The organism is Micromonospora orduensis (assembly GCF_006228125.1).
Lineage (GTDB): Bacteria > Actinomycetota > Actinomycetes > Mycobacteriales > Micromonosporaceae > Micromonospora > Micromonospora orduensis.
Window position 1 is genome coordinate 1 of the sequence record NZ_VDFY01000248.1, and the last position, 16,740, is coordinate 16,740.

A 16,740-nucleotide genomic window follows, 5' to 3' on the forward strand; every position below is an offset into this window, starting at 1 on the left:
GGTACGGACAGACGGGGCTGGCAGGCAGGGTCGGTCGGCGTCTCGACCCTGCCTCCCCCGCATCCGGCCAGCCAGGGCGTTGGCATGCCCGGGCCGGACGTCTCAGGCCGGCGGAACCGTCAGATTCGCCGGCTCGCCGGGAATGGTGGCGGTCCTCCGGTGCGGCCGGGGAATCCCGGTCCGGCCGCACCGGACGACCGTCCTGCTCGTGCGCCACCGGGTCGTACGGCCCGGCTGCACGCCCTCCGGCGCCGACCTCGTCCCGGCCGCGGGGCGCAAACCGCGGCCGGTCCCTCGCCGGTCGGCTCCGGAAAGCCGGTCGGGCGATGACGGCGGGAAACACCGCCATCGCGGATGATCGATGGTCAGACGGCCACCGCGGCCAACGTCGGCTCCACCTCGGTCCACGAGGAGCCGATCTCCGCCGAACGGGTCACCGCGTCCAGCACGAGCTGGACCTGCAACGCGTCGGCGAAGGACGGAGCGGGGTCGACACCGGTGGCGACCGCCTCGATGAAGTCACGCATCTCGTGCGTGAAGGAGTGCTCGTAGCCGATGATGTGACCCGGCGGCCACCAGGCCGACATGTACGGGTGATCGCCCTCGGTCACCAGGATCTTGCTGAAGCCCTGCTCGGCACCGGGCCGGGTGGCGTCGTAGAACTCCAGCTCGTTGAGGCGTTCCAGGTCGAAGACGACACTGCCGAGCGAGCCGTTGATCTCGACCCGAAGGGCGTTCTTGCGGCCCGTGGCGAAGCGGCTCGCCTCGTACGTGGCCAGCGCGCCGCCGTCCAGCCGGGCCACGAAGACAGCGGCGTCGTCGACTGTCACCGGCCCGGTGGGCGACGCGCTGCCGTCCACAGTGGCCGCCAGACCGCTCGACTCGGCCGGCAGCGGCCGCTCCTTGACGAACGTCTCGGTGACGGCACTGACCCCGGTGATCCGCTGGCCGGTGACGAACTGGGTCAGGTCGATGATGTGCGCACCGATGTCGCCCAGCGCGCCGGAGCCCGCCCTGTCCTTCTGCAACCGCCAGACCAGCGGGAACTGCGGATCCACGATCCAGTCCTGGAGGTACGTCGCACGGACGTGTCGAATCACCCCGAGTCGTCCGTCGGCGACCAGCTGGCGCATCATCGTGACCGCGGGGACCCGGCGGTAGTTGAACCCGCACATCGACCGCACCCCGGCGGCCCGGGCTGTCTCCGCCGCGGCGGTCATCGCCCGCGCCTCGGCCACCGTGTTGGCCAACGGCTTCTCGCACAGGACGTGCTTACCGGCGGCCAACGCGGCGAGCGCGATCTCGGCGTGGCTGTCGCCCGGGGTGCAGACGTCGACCACGTCGATGTCGTCCCGGTTGATCAGGTCACGCCAGTCCGTCGTGTACGCGTCCCAGCCGAGCCGGTCGGCGGCGTCAGCCACCTTTCCGGTGTCCCGGCCGCAGATCAGCGCCATCCGGGCCCGCGCCGGCAGGTCGAACACGCGGTTCACGGTGCGCCACGCCTGTGAGTGCGCGGCGCCCATGAACGCGTAACCGACCATGCCGATCCGCAGTTCTCTGTCTGTCGTGGACAAGGTGGGTCTCCCCCCGGTATGTCAGAACCCGAGCTTGTCGTAGCTGCTCGCGTTCTCCTTGGTGATCGTCTCGGAGGCGAGGGTCACTTCCTTGGGCACCTGCAGCTCCGTCAGGTCGCCCAGGCCCCGGCCCTGCGCGATGAGCCGCGCGAGCGAGACCGCCGAGGAGGCCATCGACGGGTTGTAGGTGACCGTCGCCTTGAGCACGGTGTTGTCGGCCTTGATCGCGTCGATCGCGAGCTTGGAGCCCGCGCCGCCGACCATGAAGAACTCCGACCGGTTGGCCTGCTTGATGGCGGCGAGCACGCCGATGCCCTGGTCGTCGTCGTGGTTCCAGATCGCGTCGATCTTCGGCAGCGCCTGGAGCAGCTGGGCCGCCTCGCGCTGGCCGCTGTCCGAGGTGAACTCGGCCGAGCGGCGGTTGCCCACCTTGAACCCGTACGTCGCCAGGGCCGCCGCGAAGCCGGCGCTGCGCTCGACGGTCAGCGGGATCTCCAGGCCGGCGATCTCACCGATCACCGGGTTGGCGATGCCCTTGTCCTTGAGCTGCTTGCCGATGAAGTGCCCGGCCGAGACGCCCATGCCGTAGTTGTCGCCCTTGATGACCAGCCGCGAGGCCAGCGCGTCGGGGAAGGCCCGGTCGAGGTTCACGATCGGGATGCCCGCCTGCATGGCCTGGAGGGCAACGGCGTTGACCTCCTTGCCGTCGTGCGGCAGCACGACGATGATGTCCGGCTTCTGGGCGATCAGCGTGCCGAGCGTGGAGCGCTGGGCCTCGGAGTTCGAGCCGCCGTCGACCTCCTTGAACTCCACGTCGGAGTACGCGGCGGCCTGGGCCTTGGCGTTGGCGTGGATCGCACCCATCCAGCCGTGGTCGGCGGCCGGGGCGGAGAAGCCGATGACGACCTTCTTGCCCGGGGCGTTGTTGCCTTCGCTGTTTCCGGCGGCCTTGGTCTGGGTGCTGGCCGCCGGGGTCTCGTTGCTGGTGCAGGCGGTCAGCAGGGTGGCGGCGCCGACTGCGGCTCCACCGAAGAGCAACCGGCGGCGCGACACGTCGCGACTGTGCTGGGTCATGAAAGACCTCCTGGGAGCGGGTTTTTTAGGGGTGAGGGTGTGCGGGGCCCGGCCACTGTCGAAGATCTCGACGTCGCCAGGGACAACGGTGCGGTGCGTCAGGTTGCGGTGGTGACCCTGTTCCGCGCGAGGAGCCGAGTGACGGACTTGAACTGGAACTGCTGGACCAGGACGGCGGCGACGATGATGCCGCCCTTGACCATGTTCTGCGCCTCGATGGAGAGGCCGTTGATGGCGAAGAGGTTCGTGATCGTGGCGAAGATGATGACGCCGAGCAGCGAGCCGACGATCGTTCCCCGTCCACCGCTGAGCAGCGTCCCACCGATGATCGCGGCGGCGATCGCGTCCAGCTCGTAGAGGTTGGCCATCGCCGCCTGCGCCGAGGTGGCCTGCGAGGTGAGCATGATGGCGGCGATGCCGCAGCAGAGGCCGGAGAGCGCGTAGAGCAGCATGGTGTGCCGGCGGACGTTGATGCCGGCCAGCCGCGCCGCCTCCGGGTTGCCGCCGACGGCGATGGTCCGCCGGCCGAAGGTCGTGCGGTTGAGCAGGACCCAGCCGGCCACCACGACCGCGCCGAGGATGTAGACGAGGATCGGGATCCCGAGCACCTTGCGGGCCGCGATGTCGTTGATGAAGGTGCTGCTGGACACCTGGGTCTGCTTGTTGGAGATCGAGGCCGCGAGGCCGCGGGCGGCCACCAGCATCGCGAGGGTCGCGATGAACGGCACCAACCGGCCGTACGAGATGAGGACGCCGTTGACCAGGCCGACGCAGATGCCGACGACGAGCGCCGTGAAGATCATGCCGCCGGCGCCGTAGCTCTGGGTGGCCACCGTGGTGCACCAGACGCCGGCCAGCGCGACGATCGCCCCGACCGACAGGTCGATGCCGCCGCCGATGATCACGAAGGTCATGCCGACCGTGACCACGCCGACGACCGAGGCGAGTTGCAGGATGGCCAGGACGTTGTTCCACACCCAGGTCGGGTCGCCGTAGAGGTCGGGCTTGGTGACCGCGCCGACCACGATGAGCGCGGCCAGCACACCGATCAGGCCGAGGTTGCGCTTGGCGCCGTCGCCGCCGTCCCCCCGCCACCAGGAGAGTCGGCCCGTGCCCGCCGCCTTGTCACTGGCCACCGCCGTCTCCGCCGGGTCCACCGGCGGCGACTGTGCCGGAAGCTGCGGGCGCTCCGGTGTCGCGGTGGGAGTGGGAGTCGCGTCGCTCATGCCGGTGCGCCTTCCATCAGGGACCCCGCCATCACGAGGTCGAGCACGGTGTTCTCGTCGAGTTCGCCGGCCGCGGCCTCGCGGACGACCCGTCCTTCCCGCATCACCAGCACCCGGTCGGCCAGGCCCAGCACCTCGGGGACCTCGCTGGAGACCAGCAGCACCCCGACGCCCTGGGCGGCCAACGACCGGATGACCTGGTACAGCTCAGCCCGGGCACCCACGTCCACTCCCCGGGTGGGCTCGTCGAGCAGCAGCAACCTGGTGCCGCCGAGCAACCACCGCCCGACCACCACCTTCTGCTGGTTGCCGCCGGACAGGGTGCGCACCGGCCGGTCGACGTCCCGGGGCCGCAGCTCCAGGGTCTCGGCGATCCGGTCCGCCTCGGCGCGTTCCTTTGCGGCGTCGGTGAAGCCGAGTCGCGCGTACCGGCCGAAGGTGGCGAGCGTGACGTTGCGGTAGATCGGCTCACCGAGCAGCAGCGCCTGGCTCTTGCGTTCCTCCGGGGCCATCCCCATGCCGGCCCGCACCGCGGCGCCGACGCCGGGACGCAGCACCCGCCCCTCCATCCGCACCGAGCCGGCCTCCGGGAGGCGGGCACCGTAGATGGTCTCCAGCAGCTCGGACCGGCCGGAGCCGACCAGGCCGGCGATGCCGACGATCTCCCCGGCGCGCACGTTCAGCGACACGTCGGCGAACTCGCCGCCGCGGGTCAACCCCTCCACCTGGAGCAGGTCGGCACCGGCGGCGTCGTCGGTGGGGCGGTCCGGGAAGACGTACTCGATGGTGCGGCCGGTCATCCGGCTGACCAGGTCGCGGGTCGGGGTGTCGCGCGCCGGCAGGTTCGCCGCGGTGGTCCGGCCGTCCTTGAGTACGGTGACCCGGTCGCCGATCTCGCGGATCTCCTCCAGGCGGTGGGAGATGTAGATGACGGCGATGCCCTGCGCGGTCAGCTCTCGGATGATCCGGAACAGGTTGCCGACCTCGTCGTGCGCCAGCACCGCGCTCGGCTCGTCCATGATGATCAGTCGGGCCTCGTGCGACAGTGCCCGGGCCATGCTGACGATCTGCTTGCCGGCTGCCGGCAGCGACCGGACCATCCGTCCGGGCGGGATCTCCCCGTGGCCGAGTCGGGCCAGGATCTGCCGCGTCTGCCGGGCCATCCGACCCCGCCGGACGAACCCGAACCTGCGGTGCTCGTGACCGAGGAAGGCGTTCTCCGCGACCGAGAGGTCCTCGACGAGGTCGAGCTCCTGGTAGATGGTGGCGATACCGGCCTTCATGGCGGCCTGCGGGTTGGCGAAGGTGGCCGGCTCGCCGCGCCACTCCACCTGCCCGGAGTCCGGCTGGTGCACCCCGGACAGCACTTTGATCAGGGTGGACTTGCCGGCGCCGTTCTGACCCAGCAGGCAGTGCACCTCGCCCGCGCGTACCTCAAGCTGCACACCGTCCAGGGCGCGTACGCCGGGGAAGGTCTTGACCAGGTCGGTGAGGCGCAGGACCACCTCGCCCGCGACGGTGTCGGGGGGAGCTTCGACCAGCGGCGCCTCGACGCCGGCGTCGGCCGACCCGGTGGCGGCGGTGGTCTCCTCGGGCTGGGCCACGGTCTCCTCCTCGCTCACGATTCTTGGTCGGTCAGTGGCCGCAGCATCAGGAGGCCTCCCCGAAGGCGACGTCGCTGGCGAGCACGGCCGCGCCGGCGACCCCGGCACGACCGCCGAGCTCGGACAGCACGACGGGCAGGTTGCCGGTGGCCAGTGGCAGCGACCGGCGGTAGACCACGCTGCGGATCTCGGCGAGCAGGATGTGCCCGAGCTGGGCCAGCCCGCCGCCGATCACGATCATCGACGGGTTGGTGAAGCTGACCAGGCCGGCGAGGACACCGCCGACCCGTCGTCCGCCGTCGCGGATGAGCTGGATGCATGTCACGTCGCCCTCGACGGCGCCCTCGGCGACGTCCAGGGCGGTGACCACGCCACGCTGGGTCAGCCGCTCGGCCAGCGCCGGTGATGCGCCGCTGCGCGCGGCGGCGGTGGCGTCCTTGGCCAGCGCCGCGCCGCTGAACAGCGCCTCCAGGCAGCCGATGTTGCCGCAGGAGCACATCGGGCCGTGCGAGTCGACCTGGATGTGGCCGATGTCCCCGGCACAGCCGTCGGTGCCCCGGTAGACCTCGCCGGTGAGGTAGATGCCGCAGCCGATGCCGGTGCCGATCTTCACGAAGAGGAAGTCGTCGACCGAGTGGGCGACCCCGCCGTGCCGCTCACCGATCGCCATGATGTTGACGTCGTTGTCGACCACCGCAGGGCAGCCGTGCTCCCGGCTGAGCAGCTCGCGCACCGGGAACCGGTCCCAGCCCGGCATGATCGGCGGCGAGACCGGGACGCCGTCGCGGAAGCTGACCGGCCCGGGTACGCCGATGCCCACCGCGTCCAACCGCTCGTACGCCCCGTCGACCCGGGCCTTGTGCAGCAGCTCGTTGACCCGCTGCAGGGTGACCTTCGGGCCGTTGCGGATGTCGGCGGGCTCGGCGTAGTGCGCGACCGGTTCGAGGCGGCCGTTGACCACCTCGACGTCCATCGAGCTGGCGCCCAGGTCGACGGCGGCGAAGCGCAGGTTCGGGTTCAGTTCGACAAGTGTGGAGCGACGTCCACCCCGGGAGGCGGCGAGGCCGGCCTCTGCGACGTACCCCAGCGCGACGAGGCGGTCCAGCTCGGCGAGCAGCCGGGGCCGCGGCATCTGGAGTCGGTCGCCCAGTTCGGCCCGGGACACGGCCCCTTCGTCGCGGAGCAACCGCAACAGGCGGACGTGCAGGGGGTCGACGGTCCGCACCGGGACTCACCTCATCATCGAACTCGTTCACATCGACGTCATGCAGATGTGTTGTGTCCGACACAGTAGGAGCGTTCCGCACCGCCTGTCCAGAGCTTCAACCGTTCTGTTCCCAACTTTTGTCCGAAAGAGCAAAAGCTACTAGTCGATCAAGGAAAGGATCACGGGGCGCCCGCGTCCGCTCGCGTGCGGTTTCATCGACGGACACGAAAACGCCCCCGCCAGCGGATCTCCGCTGGCGGGGGCGGCCCGTGCGGGTCAGTGGCTGCCGGCGGCGTTGCGCTTCTTGCGGAGCTTGCGGTCGTCGCGCAGCTCGACGTACGGCTCGTCGTCGACCGAGTGGCCGGCCGAGATGGCCCTGCCGCGCTCCAACTCCGCGTCGAACTCGGCGCCCAGCAGGATCGCGATGTTGCTCAACCAGAGCCAGATCAAGAAGATGATCACCCCGGCCAGCGCCCCGTACGTCTTGTTGTACGAGCCGAAGTTGCTCACGTAGAAGGCGAACAGACCGGAGATCACCAGCCAGATCACCACCGCCAGGACACCACCCGGGCTGACCCAGCGGAACCCGCCGTGCCGGGCGTTCGGCGAGGCCCAGTAGAGGATCGCGAACATCAGGCTGACCAGGATCAGCAGCACCGGCCACTTCGCGATGTCCCACACCGTGACGGCCGTCGAGCCGAGGCCGACCACATCCCCCACAGCCTCGGCGAGCCGGCCGGTGAAGACCACGATCACCGCGCTGGCCAGCAGCAGCACCCCGATCACCGCGGTCACGCCCAGCCGGATCGGCAGCGTCTTCCAGATCGGCCGGCCCTCCGGCACGTCGTAGATGGTGTTCGAGGCACGCATGAACGCGCCGATGTAGCCGGAGGCGGACCAGAACGCGGCCACCACACCGATGATCGCGGCGATGCTGGCCAGGCCGCCGTTGTCCTGTGCCGTGCCGATCGCGTCGTTGATGATCTTCTGGATGCTGTCGTTGGGCACCGCCTGGTTGACGGTGTCCCGGACGCCGTTGGTGGCGTCCTCGCCGAGCAGACCGAGGATGGAGATCAGCACCAGCAGGCCGGGGAAGATCGACAGCACGCCGTAGTAGGTAAGCGCCGCCGCCCAGTCGGTCAGGCTGTCGTCCTGGAACTCGGTGACGGTGCGGCGCAGCGCCGCCTTCCAACCGCTGCCGGGCAGGTCGGTCGGGCTGTCCGGCCCCGCGTCGGGCCCGACCGGCGCGCTCGCGTCGGCGCGCTCACGCTCCCGGTGGACGGAAGACTCGTCCGAGGCCATCGCCCCTCCTCGTCGTCGGTGGTGGTGTCACCTCCGACATGCCCCGCCGGCGACGGCGGATAACCCCTACGGGTAGAGCAACCTGCCCATCCTCCGCGACGCGACCAGCAGGCCGACCGCCATCATCGCCACCAGGTAGAGCACATCGAGCAGCCACGCCCACCCCCCGACGCCGAGGGTGACCCCACGGATCAGGTGCACCGACCGGTACAGCGGGGTGACCTCGACCAGCCAGTGCAGCAGCGTCGGGTACGCCTGCGCCGGCACGAACGTGCCGGAGAAGAGGAACAGCGTGAACTGGGCCGATCCCATCAGGTCGAAATCCTGCCAGCTGCGCATGAAGGTGGACACCGCCATACCGAGCGCGCCGAACGCGAACCCGACAAGCACCGCCGCCGGCAGAGCCGTCAACGCCCGGGTCACCGTGGTCAGGTCGAACGCGACCATCACCGCCAGGAACGCCGCCGAGTAGGCGCTGCCCCGCAGCATCGCCCACCCCAGCTCGCCGAGGGCGATCTCGAACGGCCGTACCGGGGTGGCGATCACCCCGTCGTACAGCTTCATGTACTTCATCTTGCCGAAGAAATTGAAAGTGGTCTCCGCGAGCGCCCCGGTCATCGCCGACGAGGCGAGCATCGCCGGGGCCACGAACTCCGGGTACGACACGAGTCGCCCGTCGGGCAGCGGCAGGTCGCCGACCAGCGCCCCGACACCCACCCCGATGGAGAGCAGGTAGAGCAGCGGCTCCACGAAACCGGAGAGCAGCAGCAGCCAGTAGACCGACTTCAGCGCCGCGACGTTGCGTTCGACAACCGACACCGACCGCCGGGACGCGGCGGAGACGTCGACCAGTCGGGGCAGGACCAACGTGAGCACGAACCCTCCCTAGACGACGAGCCGGCGGCGGAACGCGCGCAGCGCCAGCAGCCACCCGGCGACCGCCCAGGCGGACAGGTAGAGCAGGTGCCCGACGATCGACCACTGCGGTGCGACGCCGAGCGTGGCGGCCCGGCACAGGTCGACGGCGTGCCACAGCGGCGTCGCGTACGCCAGCCAGCGCAGCGCCTCGGGCAGCGACTCGACCGGGAAGAACACCCCGGCGAACAGCGTCATCGGGATGACCGCGAACCGGAACAGCATCGCCAGCCAACTGTCGCTGGACACCGCCGCCGCGTACGCGAAGGTGGGCGCGGCCACCGCCAGCCCGAGCAGCGCCACCACCGGCAGGGTGGCCACCGCCCACAGCGAGGGCAACGCCCCGAACAGGGCGGTGACCAGCAGGAACGCCGCGATCGTGGTGAGCACCCGGAACAGCACGAAGGCCAGGTGCCCGGCCAGGATGTCACCCACCCGCAGCGGCGACGCGCCCTGCGCGAAGTAGGTCTTGACCCACCGGAAGTTGCTGAACACCGGCCAGGTCGAGTCGCCGACCGTCACCTGGAGCGCGGTCGAGGCGATCAGCCCCGGAACCAGCCACTCCAGATACCGCACCCCGCCGACGCCCTGGTCGATGTACGCGCCGACGCCGAGCCCGAAGCCCAGCACCGTCAACACCGGCAGCAGGAACGAGGAGAACACCCCCGCCCGCCAGGTGCGCCGCAGGCCGACCAGGTAGTGCTCGAACACCGCGTACGCCGGCACCCAGGGAAGCCGCGCCCGGATCGCCGCACCCACCATGACCACCCCCCGTCCCCGACCTTCCTACCCCCGGGGTACGACAGGCCGCCGGCCACCCTACGACGGCCCTGTCGACGTGTCGCCCGGGTTTCGGCGGGGGCGCGCGCCACATCGGCGATGTGGCGGCATCCCGCCGCCCAGACACCGCCACATCGGCGATCTGGAGTGGATCAACCGAACGGGCGGACACCAGGCGCCCGGCCGACCTAGCGACGGACGGAACCCGACCCGACGAACGCGCGCCACGCCTCGGGCGCGAAGACCAGCACCGGGCCGGCCGGGTCCTTCGAGTCACGCACGGCCACGACGCCCGGAAGATTGTCGGCAACCTCCACACAGTTGCCGCCGTCCGGGCCGCTACGGATGCTCTTGCGCCACCGGGCGCCAGTCAGATCCATGTCTCCGCCACTTCCGCCATCAGATCGAGGGACTGCCTCTGCGATAGTGCCTCACCGCGAATGGACTCCCACACCTCGATCATCTGACGAATGTACTCGGCGCGGTCGATGACCTGCCCGTGGCGCTGGCCAGCGAGGTAGACGAGATCCTCCCCCTGCGCCGAACTGGCGATCACGAAAGGTCCCCCGAGCCCAGCGTAGGCACCGGCTGGGATCGGCACGACCTGGATTCGGACCCTGGGGAACGCCGAGCCGAGCTTCACGAGATGCTGAACCTGCTCGCGCATGATGCCCGGCCCGCCCACGGTACGGCGCAGCACGTGCTCGTCGATCACGGCGGTGAGCAGCGGAGGCCGATCGCGGGTGAGCAGGCCCTGACGGTCCAGGCGGGTTGCCACCTGCTGCTCGACCTCGTCCGCACCGAACAGACTGCCGCCCGTCAGCAGCGCGCGGGCGTACCCCTCGGTCTGCAACAGGCCTGGCACACACAGCGGCTCGAACCACCGCAGCGCGGTGGTCTCCTGCTCGATGCCGGCCCAGTCCCGGAACCACGGCACCACGGCCTCGCGGCTGATCCGCCGCTGGATGCGTTCGAACCGCCCGTCGGCCGCGAACACGGCGTCACACCGACGCGCGAAGTCAAGGCTCGGCCGGCGTTCGGAGGTCTCCACCTTGGCGATCAGCGCCCCCGAGTAGCTCAACGCCTCGGCCAACGCCGCCTGTGACATGCCGCTGGCGGCGCGGGCCAGTCGCAGCTCCTCCGCGAAGTGCTCCAGCATGGACGAACTCTCCACGGACAGCCTCCGTACATCTTCGTACCGTCCCGGGCCGGTCGCCGTACGCGCTTGTCGTCGGCGCGCGGGATCTCCCACCGTAGTCGGGTCCTCAGCAGACTGTCACGCAGCGGGACCGCTCACGGGATCGGACGGCGGGCGGAACCAGGCCGGGAGCGCCCCGTGGCCCCCGACACGGGGCGCTCCCCACCCAACCGTTGGAGGTTCCGTCGTGCGCACCTTGTCGGCTCAGCACAGCGGCGGGCGCTGATGCCCCGCTACCGCCCCCATGTGGCGGCGCGCCCGTCCTGGCGCTGCCGGGTCTGCGGTGCCGCGTGGCCCTGCTCCCCGGCTCGGCTGGCGCTGCTCGGCGAGTACCGCGAGAACCGGACCGGCCTGCTCATCTACCTCGCCACGCTGCTCGACGAGGCGGCCGGGGACCTCACCGACCACGACGGGCTGGCCGAGCGCTTCCTCACCTGGGCCAGAGCCCGGTGAACCGGTCAGTCGACAAGGGTGCGGCCGGTCAGGTGCAGGAAGACGTCCTCCAGGCCGCTGCGCCGCACCAGCACGTTCGCCGGGTTGAGCCCCAACGCGGAGACCTCGGCGACCGCCGCGTCGCCGTCGGGCACATAGAGCAGCACCCGGTCGGGCAGCACCTCGACCCGCTCCCCCAGCCCGTCGAGCTTGCCGGCGAACGGCTCCTGTGACTCGGCGGCGAAACGCAGCTCCACCACCTCGCGGGTGGAGTGCCGCTCGATAAGCGCCCGGGGCGAGCCCTCGGCCGCGATCCGCCCGCCGTCCATCACCACCAGCCGGTCGCAGAGCTGCTCGGCCTCGTCCATGTAGTGCGTGGTGAGCACAAGCGTGACGCCCTGCTGCTTGAGCCGGAACAGCCGCTCCCACACCAGGTGCCTCGCCTGCGGATCCAGGCCGGTGGTCGGCTCGTCGAGCAGCACGATCTCCGGATCGTTTACCAGCGCCCGGGCGATGGTCAGGCGGCGTTTCATCCGCCGGAGAGCGGCTCGACCTTGCTGTCGGCCCGTTCGCTGAGCTGGACGAAGTCGAGCAGCTCGTCGGCCCGCTCCCGGGCCGCGCGGCGCGAGATGCCGAAGTAGCGGGCGTACACCGTCAGATTTTCCCGGACGGTCAGCTCCGGATCGAGATTGTCCAACTGTGGGCACACGCCGAGCCGGGCCCGGATCGCCGGCCCGTCAGCCACCGGATCCATGCCCAGGATGCGCAGCTCACCGCCGGTCGGCGGGGAGATGCAGCCGACCATCCGCATGGTGGAGGACTTGCCGGCGCCGTTGGGCCCGAGGAAGCCGAAGGCCTCACCCGCGCGCACCTCGACGTCGATGCCGTCCACGGCCGTGAAGTCGCCGAACCGCTTCACCAGCCCACGCGCCTGAATCAGTGGTCGCCCCGAAGTCACCGCCCGACCCTAACCGCCGGGTCCGACACCCCTCCACGCAAATACGCCGGTACGACGCCCGGCCGGCGACGCGCGCCCCGAAACGCCGATCGATGCCCCACCGGCCGACCGATCGACGTGTATCGTCCCTCTGTGTCGCCCATCAGCTCGCCCGATGGCCCGTCGTCACCTGCCCGACCAGGCAGCTCTCCCAGCGGCGAGCCCGCCACGGGCGCCGCCGGCGCGCCACCCCGACCGCGCGCGACACCCGAGCCGCCAAACGCCGACCCGAGCGAACGCCGCGACGACGAGCACCGTTCGGCCGCCGAGCGGGCGACGCAGGACCTGGCCGCCCAGTTCGAGGACGAGAAGCCGGGCCGCGTGCTGTCCGGCCCGGCGGGGTTGCTCCTCACGGCGGCGGCGCTGGCGGTCGGCGCGCTCGCCCTCTGGCAGGTGTTCCGCCCACTGTCGCAGGGCAGCAAGTTCTACCTGATCCTCTTCCTGGCCGGCGTACTCCCGCTGGTCTTCCTCGCCTACCCGGCCGACCTGCGGCTGCCGGCCCGCCTGCGCGCCCGACGACGCGACGGGGACCGGGCCGACGGGGACCGGGCCGACGCGCTGCCGGCGTCGACGCGACCCACCGTGCCGGACTGGGTCCTGGTCGCCCTGGCGGTGACCGCCTGCCTCTACCCCGTCCTGCCGATCCCCCAGGGCGGGGGCGGCGGGGGCTACAACGCGTTCCTCGACCGGCAGGGCCTGCTGGCGCCGACGGACCTGGTGCTCGGCACCATCCTGCTGCTCCTGCTTCTCGAGGCGTGCCGGCGCACCACCGGCTGGATCCTGCCCGCGGTCTGCCTGCTGTTCCTCGGGTACGGCTACTACGGCGGCCTGCTGCCGCAGTCCTGGCCGGTCGCCCACGCCGGGCTCGACTTCAGCCAACTGGTCGACGCGTTCTACAACTCCGACAGCGGCTTCTACGGCACCCCGCTGGACGTGGCCGCCTCGTACATCGTGCTGTTCACCATCTACGGCGCGGTGCTGGAGCTGTCCGGGGCCGGGCGGTTCTTCGTCGAGCTGTCGGCGGCGGCGTTCCGCCGCTCGCGTACCGCCGCCGGCCGCACGGCGGTCGCCTCCGGCTTCCTGCTCGGCACCGTCTCCGGCTCCGGCGCGGCGACGACGGTGAGCATCGGCGCGGTCACCTGGCCGCTGCTGCGCCGCGCCGGCTACCCCCCGGAGCGGGCCGGCGGCATGCTGGCCGCCGCCGGGGTCGGCGCGATCCTCTCGCCACCCACCCTGGGGGCGGCGGCGTTCATCATCGCCGAATACCTGGGCGTCTCCTACCTCCAGGTGCTGGGCTGGGCCACCGTGCCGACGGTGCTCTACTACCTCGGCATCCTGCTCTCCGTGGAGATCGACGCGCGCCGCTCCGGCGTACGTCCCGTGGTGATCGACGTCGGTTCGCCGTGGGGCATGGTGGCCCGGTTCGGTTACCACTTCGCCTCGCTGATCGCCATCGTCGGGCTGCTCGCGGTGGGCGTGTCCGCGACGAGAGCCGTCGTCTTCGCCACGGTCCTGGCGGCCGGGCTGTCCTTCCTGGACCGTACCCACCGGCTCACCCCCGCCCGGCTGGTGACCGCGCTCGTCACAGGCGTACGCGGGGTGCTCGCGGTCACCGCCGTCTGCGCCGCCGCCGGCATCATCACGGCGACCACCACGAAGACCGGCCTCGGGCCGCAGGCGGCGGCGCTGCTGGTCGGCGGGGCGAAGGCGGCCACCTCCGATCCGACCCTCGTGCTGGTGCTCACCGCGCTGCTCGCGGCCGTCGCCCTCAGCCTGCTGGGCCTGGCCGTGCCGGTCACCGCCTCGTTCGTGATCGGCTGGGTGATCGTCGGCCCGGCCCTTCTCGACCTCGGGGTGACCGCGCCCGCCGCGGCGATGTTCGTCTTCTACTTCGCGGTGCTGTCCGAGGTGTCCCCACCGACCGCGCTCGCCTCGGTGGCCGCCGCCGCCATCACCGGCGGCCGTCTGGTACCGACCATGTGGCAGACCCTGCGGTACGCGCTGCCGGCCTACCTCACCCCCATCGCCTTCGTCATCACCCCCGCCGGGCTGGGGCTGCTCGGCATCGGGGGCGTACGACGGATCGCCGTCGCCGCCGTGGTGACCGCCCTCAGCGTGGCGGTGCTCGCCGTCGCCGCGGGCGGCTGGCTGCCCGGCGTCGGTCCCGCCGGCCCACCGGAGCGCGTGCTCGGCGTCCTCGCCGGTGTCACACTGCTCTGGCTCGAACCCGTCCCGGTCACGGTGGGCGTCGCACTGGCCGCCGTCGCGGCGGCCTGTGTGTTCGTCAGACGTGCTACCGCCGGCCGGCCGTCAGCCGGATCACCAGCCAGTCCCGTGGAGGAGAAACTGTGAGACGAATCGACGTACGGCTCGCCGCCGGCCTGAGCGTGCTCGCCCTCGTCACGACCGGCGTCGCGGGCTGCGGAGGCCAGCAGGGCGGCGCGGCCAAGGACGACGCGTCCAGCGAGGTGACCTGCGAGGTGGCCCGGGAGACCCGCGTCGGCATCGCCACCGGCAACGCGACAGGCGTCTACTACCCGATCGGCAACGCCCTGGCCGGGCAGCTGTCCGGGGCGACCGGCGGCAAGCTCACCGGCACCGCCGCCGAGACCGGCGCCTCCGTGCAGAACGTCGAACAGCTCGTCGGCGGCCAGTACGATGTGGCGTTCTCGCTGTTCGACACGGCCGTCAACGCGGTCGAGGGCAAGGACAGCTTCACCGAGCCACAGCCGGTCGAGGCGCTGGCGCGCATCTACGACAACTACACGCAGGTGGTGGTCCGCAAGGATTCCGGGATCGCCTCGGTCGCCGACATGCGCGGCAAGCGGATCTCCACAGGCTCCCCGAAGTCCGGCACCGAGGTGATCGCCAACCGGCTGCTGGAGGCCGCGGGTCTCGACCCCGCCAAGGACGTCCGGGCGCAGCGGCTCGACCTCACCAAGACGATCGAGGGCATCAAGGACGGCAGTGTCGACGGGTTCTTCTGGTCCGGAGGCCTGCCCACCGGTGGCCTGACCGACCTGTTCACCACCGCCGGCGACACCGTGAAATTCGTCGAACTCGCGTCCCTGCTGCCGAAGATGGCCGCGCTGAGCCCCGGCTACCAGGCCGGCACGATCGGTCGGGACGCGTACCGGACGGCGACCGACACCCCCACCATCGTCGTGCCCAACGTGCTGCTGGTGCGCAAGGACCTCGACGCCAACGTCGCCTGCGCGATCACCCGGACGGTGTTCGACAAGCGCGACGTCCTGGCCCAGGCCAACCCGGCGGCCAAGGGGATCTCGCTGGAAAAGGCCCGCAGGACCCTCCCGGTGCCGCTGCACCGGGGCGCCGACAAGGCGTTGCAGGATCTCGGCGCGAACTGACTGTCGGTCAGTCGGCCGGCGCGGTGGCCGCGCGGGCCACGGTGACCAGGCGGTCGGTCTCGGCGAGGACGGTGTCGTCGTCCGCCGGGGTGCCGGGGTCGAGTCGGACCGTCCAGGTCAGACCGTCGACCCCGGCCACCCGCCGGGCCGCGACCCGCGCCGCGCCGCCGGGCACCGGCTGATGTTCGGTGTACGCGACCGAGCGGGTCACCCGGGCCCGCACCTGGTGCGGCAGCTCACCCGGGTCGAGCAGCAGGTACGTCTCGGCGGGGCCGTCGGTCACCAGCGCGTAGCCGTCGCGCTCGGCGACGGGCTCGGCGGGCGTGACTGTCAACTCCCGACCTGACCACACCGCCTTGAGGATGTCGTGCCAGCCGAGGCGGTGACCCCGACCGGGAAGCCACAACCCGAGGTTGCTGGCCACCACCACCCCGTCGCCCTCGCCGTTGCCCACCGCGGCCCACGCGAGCACCCGCTCGTCGGCGGCCAGCGGCGGCCGGTCGGCCGGGGGCAGTTTCGGCTTGCGGCGGAACAGTCCCATGTCACAGCCCTCCCGCGGCCTGCTCGCGCAGCGCCCTGGCGTGCTGCTCCAGTGACAGCAGTTCGCCGAACGCGGCGAAGTACTCGTCCTTGTTGTTGACCGGGTTGATCCGTTGGATCCGGGACTTGAGCTCCTGGATCCGGGCGGTCACCGACCCGAACTGCACCCGCGCCATCGTGATCGACACATAGCGCGGATCCGCCTCGCCGTCGATCCGCAGCGGCTCCACCGCCAGCTCACCGACGAGCGCGGCCGCGGCCAGGTCGTCGCAGGAGTCCCGGACCTTCTCGATCCAGACCGCGCCGCCGGTCGCCGACACGGCCCCACCTGCCGCCGCGATTGCCGTACGCACCGCCACGTGCACCGGATGGCGGTACTCCGTCGCCTCGACCGTGTCGAACATCGGCCCGGCAAGCACCGGCTGTTGCAGGGCCAGCTTCAGCGCCTCCCGTTCGACCATCGACTGCGGGCTGTCCACCGCCGGCTCGGGGCGGGCCGGGGCGGCGGTGGACAGCCCGCAGT

The 16,740-nt window shown here is 71.3% G+C and carries 14 protein-coding genes and 2 pseudogenes; 3 read left to right on the forward strand and 13 right to left on the reverse strand.

Annotated elements, in window-relative coordinates:
- Window positions 1–365 precede the first annotated feature (365 nt).
- From FHG89_RS27760 to FHG89_RS27805, 10 genes are all read right to left on the reverse strand, one after another.
- Window positions 366–1,541: a Gfo/Idh/MocA family protein gene (locus FHG89_RS27760; RefSeq protein ID WP_425280227.1), complete on the reverse strand. Its 1,176-nt coding sequence runs from the start codon at window positions 1,539–1,541 to the stop codon at window positions 366–368.
- Window positions 1,542–1,595: 54 nt separating this feature from the next.
- Complete coding sequence (locus FHG89_RS27765; RefSeq protein ID WP_139587363.1) at window positions 1,596–2,648, reverse strand: substrate-binding domain-containing protein; 1,053 nt, start codon at window positions 2,646–2,648, stop codon at window positions 1,596–1,598.
- Between the two features lie 98 nt (window positions 2,649–2,746).
- Window positions 2,747–3,874, reverse strand: coding sequence for an ABC transporter permease (locus FHG89_RS27770; protein ID WP_139587364.1), 1,128 nt, complete (start codon window positions 3,872–3,874; stop codon window positions 2,747–2,749).
- Window positions 3,871–5,379, reverse strand: a complete 1,509-nt coding sequence (locus FHG89_RS27775; RefSeq protein WP_208761135.1) for a sugar ABC transporter ATP-binding protein — start codon at window positions 5,377–5,379, stop codon at window positions 3,871–3,873. The genes FHG89_RS27770 and FHG89_RS27775 overlap by 4 nt, the downstream gene beginning before the upstream one ends.
- Before the next feature lie 145 nt (window positions 5,380–5,524).
- A complete protein-coding gene (locus FHG89_RS27780; RefSeq protein ID WP_139587365.1) occupies window positions 5,525–6,703 on the reverse strand; it encodes an ROK family protein in 1,179 nt (392 codons plus the stop codon).
- Between the two features lie 258 nt (window positions 6,704–6,961).
- Window positions 6,962–7,987, reverse strand: a complete 1,026-nt coding sequence (locus tag FHG89_RS27785) for a YihY/virulence factor BrkB family protein (RefSeq protein WP_139587366.1) — start codon at window positions 7,985–7,987, stop codon at window positions 6,962–6,964.
- A 66-nt stretch (window positions 7,988–8,053) separates the two neighbouring features.
- The gene (locus tag FHG89_RS27790; protein WP_139587367.1) at window positions 8,054–8,863 is read right to left on the reverse strand and encodes an ABC transporter permease; all 810 of its coding nucleotides are present in this window, start codon (window positions 8,861–8,863) and stop codon (window positions 8,054–8,056) included.
- Between the two features lie 9 nt (window positions 8,864–8,872).
- A complete protein-coding gene (locus FHG89_RS27795) occupies window positions 8,873–9,664 on the reverse strand; it encodes an ABC transporter permease (RefSeq protein WP_139587374.1) in 792 nt (263 codons plus the stop codon).
- Between the two features lie 206 nt (window positions 9,665–9,870).
- The gene (locus tag FHG89_RS27800) at window positions 9,871–10,062 is read right to left on the reverse strand and encodes a DUF397 domain-containing protein (RefSeq protein WP_139587368.1); all 192 of its coding nucleotides are present in this window, start codon (window positions 10,060–10,062) and stop codon (window positions 9,871–9,873) included.
- A complete protein-coding gene (locus FHG89_RS27805) occupies window positions 10,053–10,856 on the reverse strand; it encodes a helix-turn-helix domain-containing protein (RefSeq protein WP_244295918.1) in 804 nt (267 codons plus the stop codon). The genes FHG89_RS27800 and FHG89_RS27805 overlap by 10 nt, the downstream gene beginning before the upstream one ends.
- A 249-nt stretch (window positions 10,857–11,105) precedes the next feature.
- On the opposite strand from FHG89_RS27805, the gene FHG89_RS27810 reads away from it, so the two are divergent.
- Window positions 11,106–11,333 (forward strand): flavin reductase, encoded by a 228-nt coding sequence (locus tag FHG89_RS27810; protein WP_139587369.1) that lies wholly within the window; start codon window positions 11,106–11,108, stop codon window positions 11,331–11,333.
- A 5-nt stretch (window positions 11,334–11,338) separates the two neighbouring features.
- Here FHG89_RS27810 and FHG89_RS27815 read toward each other — a convergent pair.
- Window positions 11,339–12,270: pseudogene (locus FHG89_RS27815) on the reverse strand (ABC transporter ATP-binding protein).
- Between the two features lie 132 nt (window positions 12,271–12,402).
- Here FHG89_RS27815 and FHG89_RS27820 point away from each other — a divergent pair.
- Window positions 12,403–14,661, forward strand: a complete 2,259-nt coding sequence (locus tag FHG89_RS27820) for a TRAP transporter permease (protein ID WP_139587370.1) — start codon at window positions 12,403–12,405, stop codon at window positions 14,659–14,661.
- Window positions 14,658–15,677 carry a TAXI family TRAP transporter solute-binding subunit gene (locus tag FHG89_RS27825; RefSeq protein ID WP_139587371.1) on the forward strand — a complete coding sequence of 340 codons (1,020 nt, stop codon included), beginning with the start codon at window positions 14,658–14,660 and terminating at the stop codon, window positions 15,675–15,677. The genes FHG89_RS27820 and FHG89_RS27825 overlap by 4 nt, the downstream gene beginning before the upstream one ends.
- Before the next feature lie 7 nt (window positions 15,678–15,684).
- Here FHG89_RS27825 and FHG89_RS27830 read toward each other — a convergent pair whose 3' ends face one another.
- Both FHG89_RS27830 and FHG89_RS27835 read right to left on the reverse strand, forming a co-directional pair.
- A complete protein-coding gene (locus FHG89_RS27830; RefSeq protein ID WP_139587372.1) occupies window positions 15,685–16,218 on the reverse strand; it encodes a hypothetical protein in 534 nt (177 codons plus the stop codon).
- 1 nt (window position 16,219) lies between these two features.
- Window positions 16,220–16,740: pseudogene (locus FHG89_RS27835) on the reverse strand (DNA primase); the annotation flags it as partial.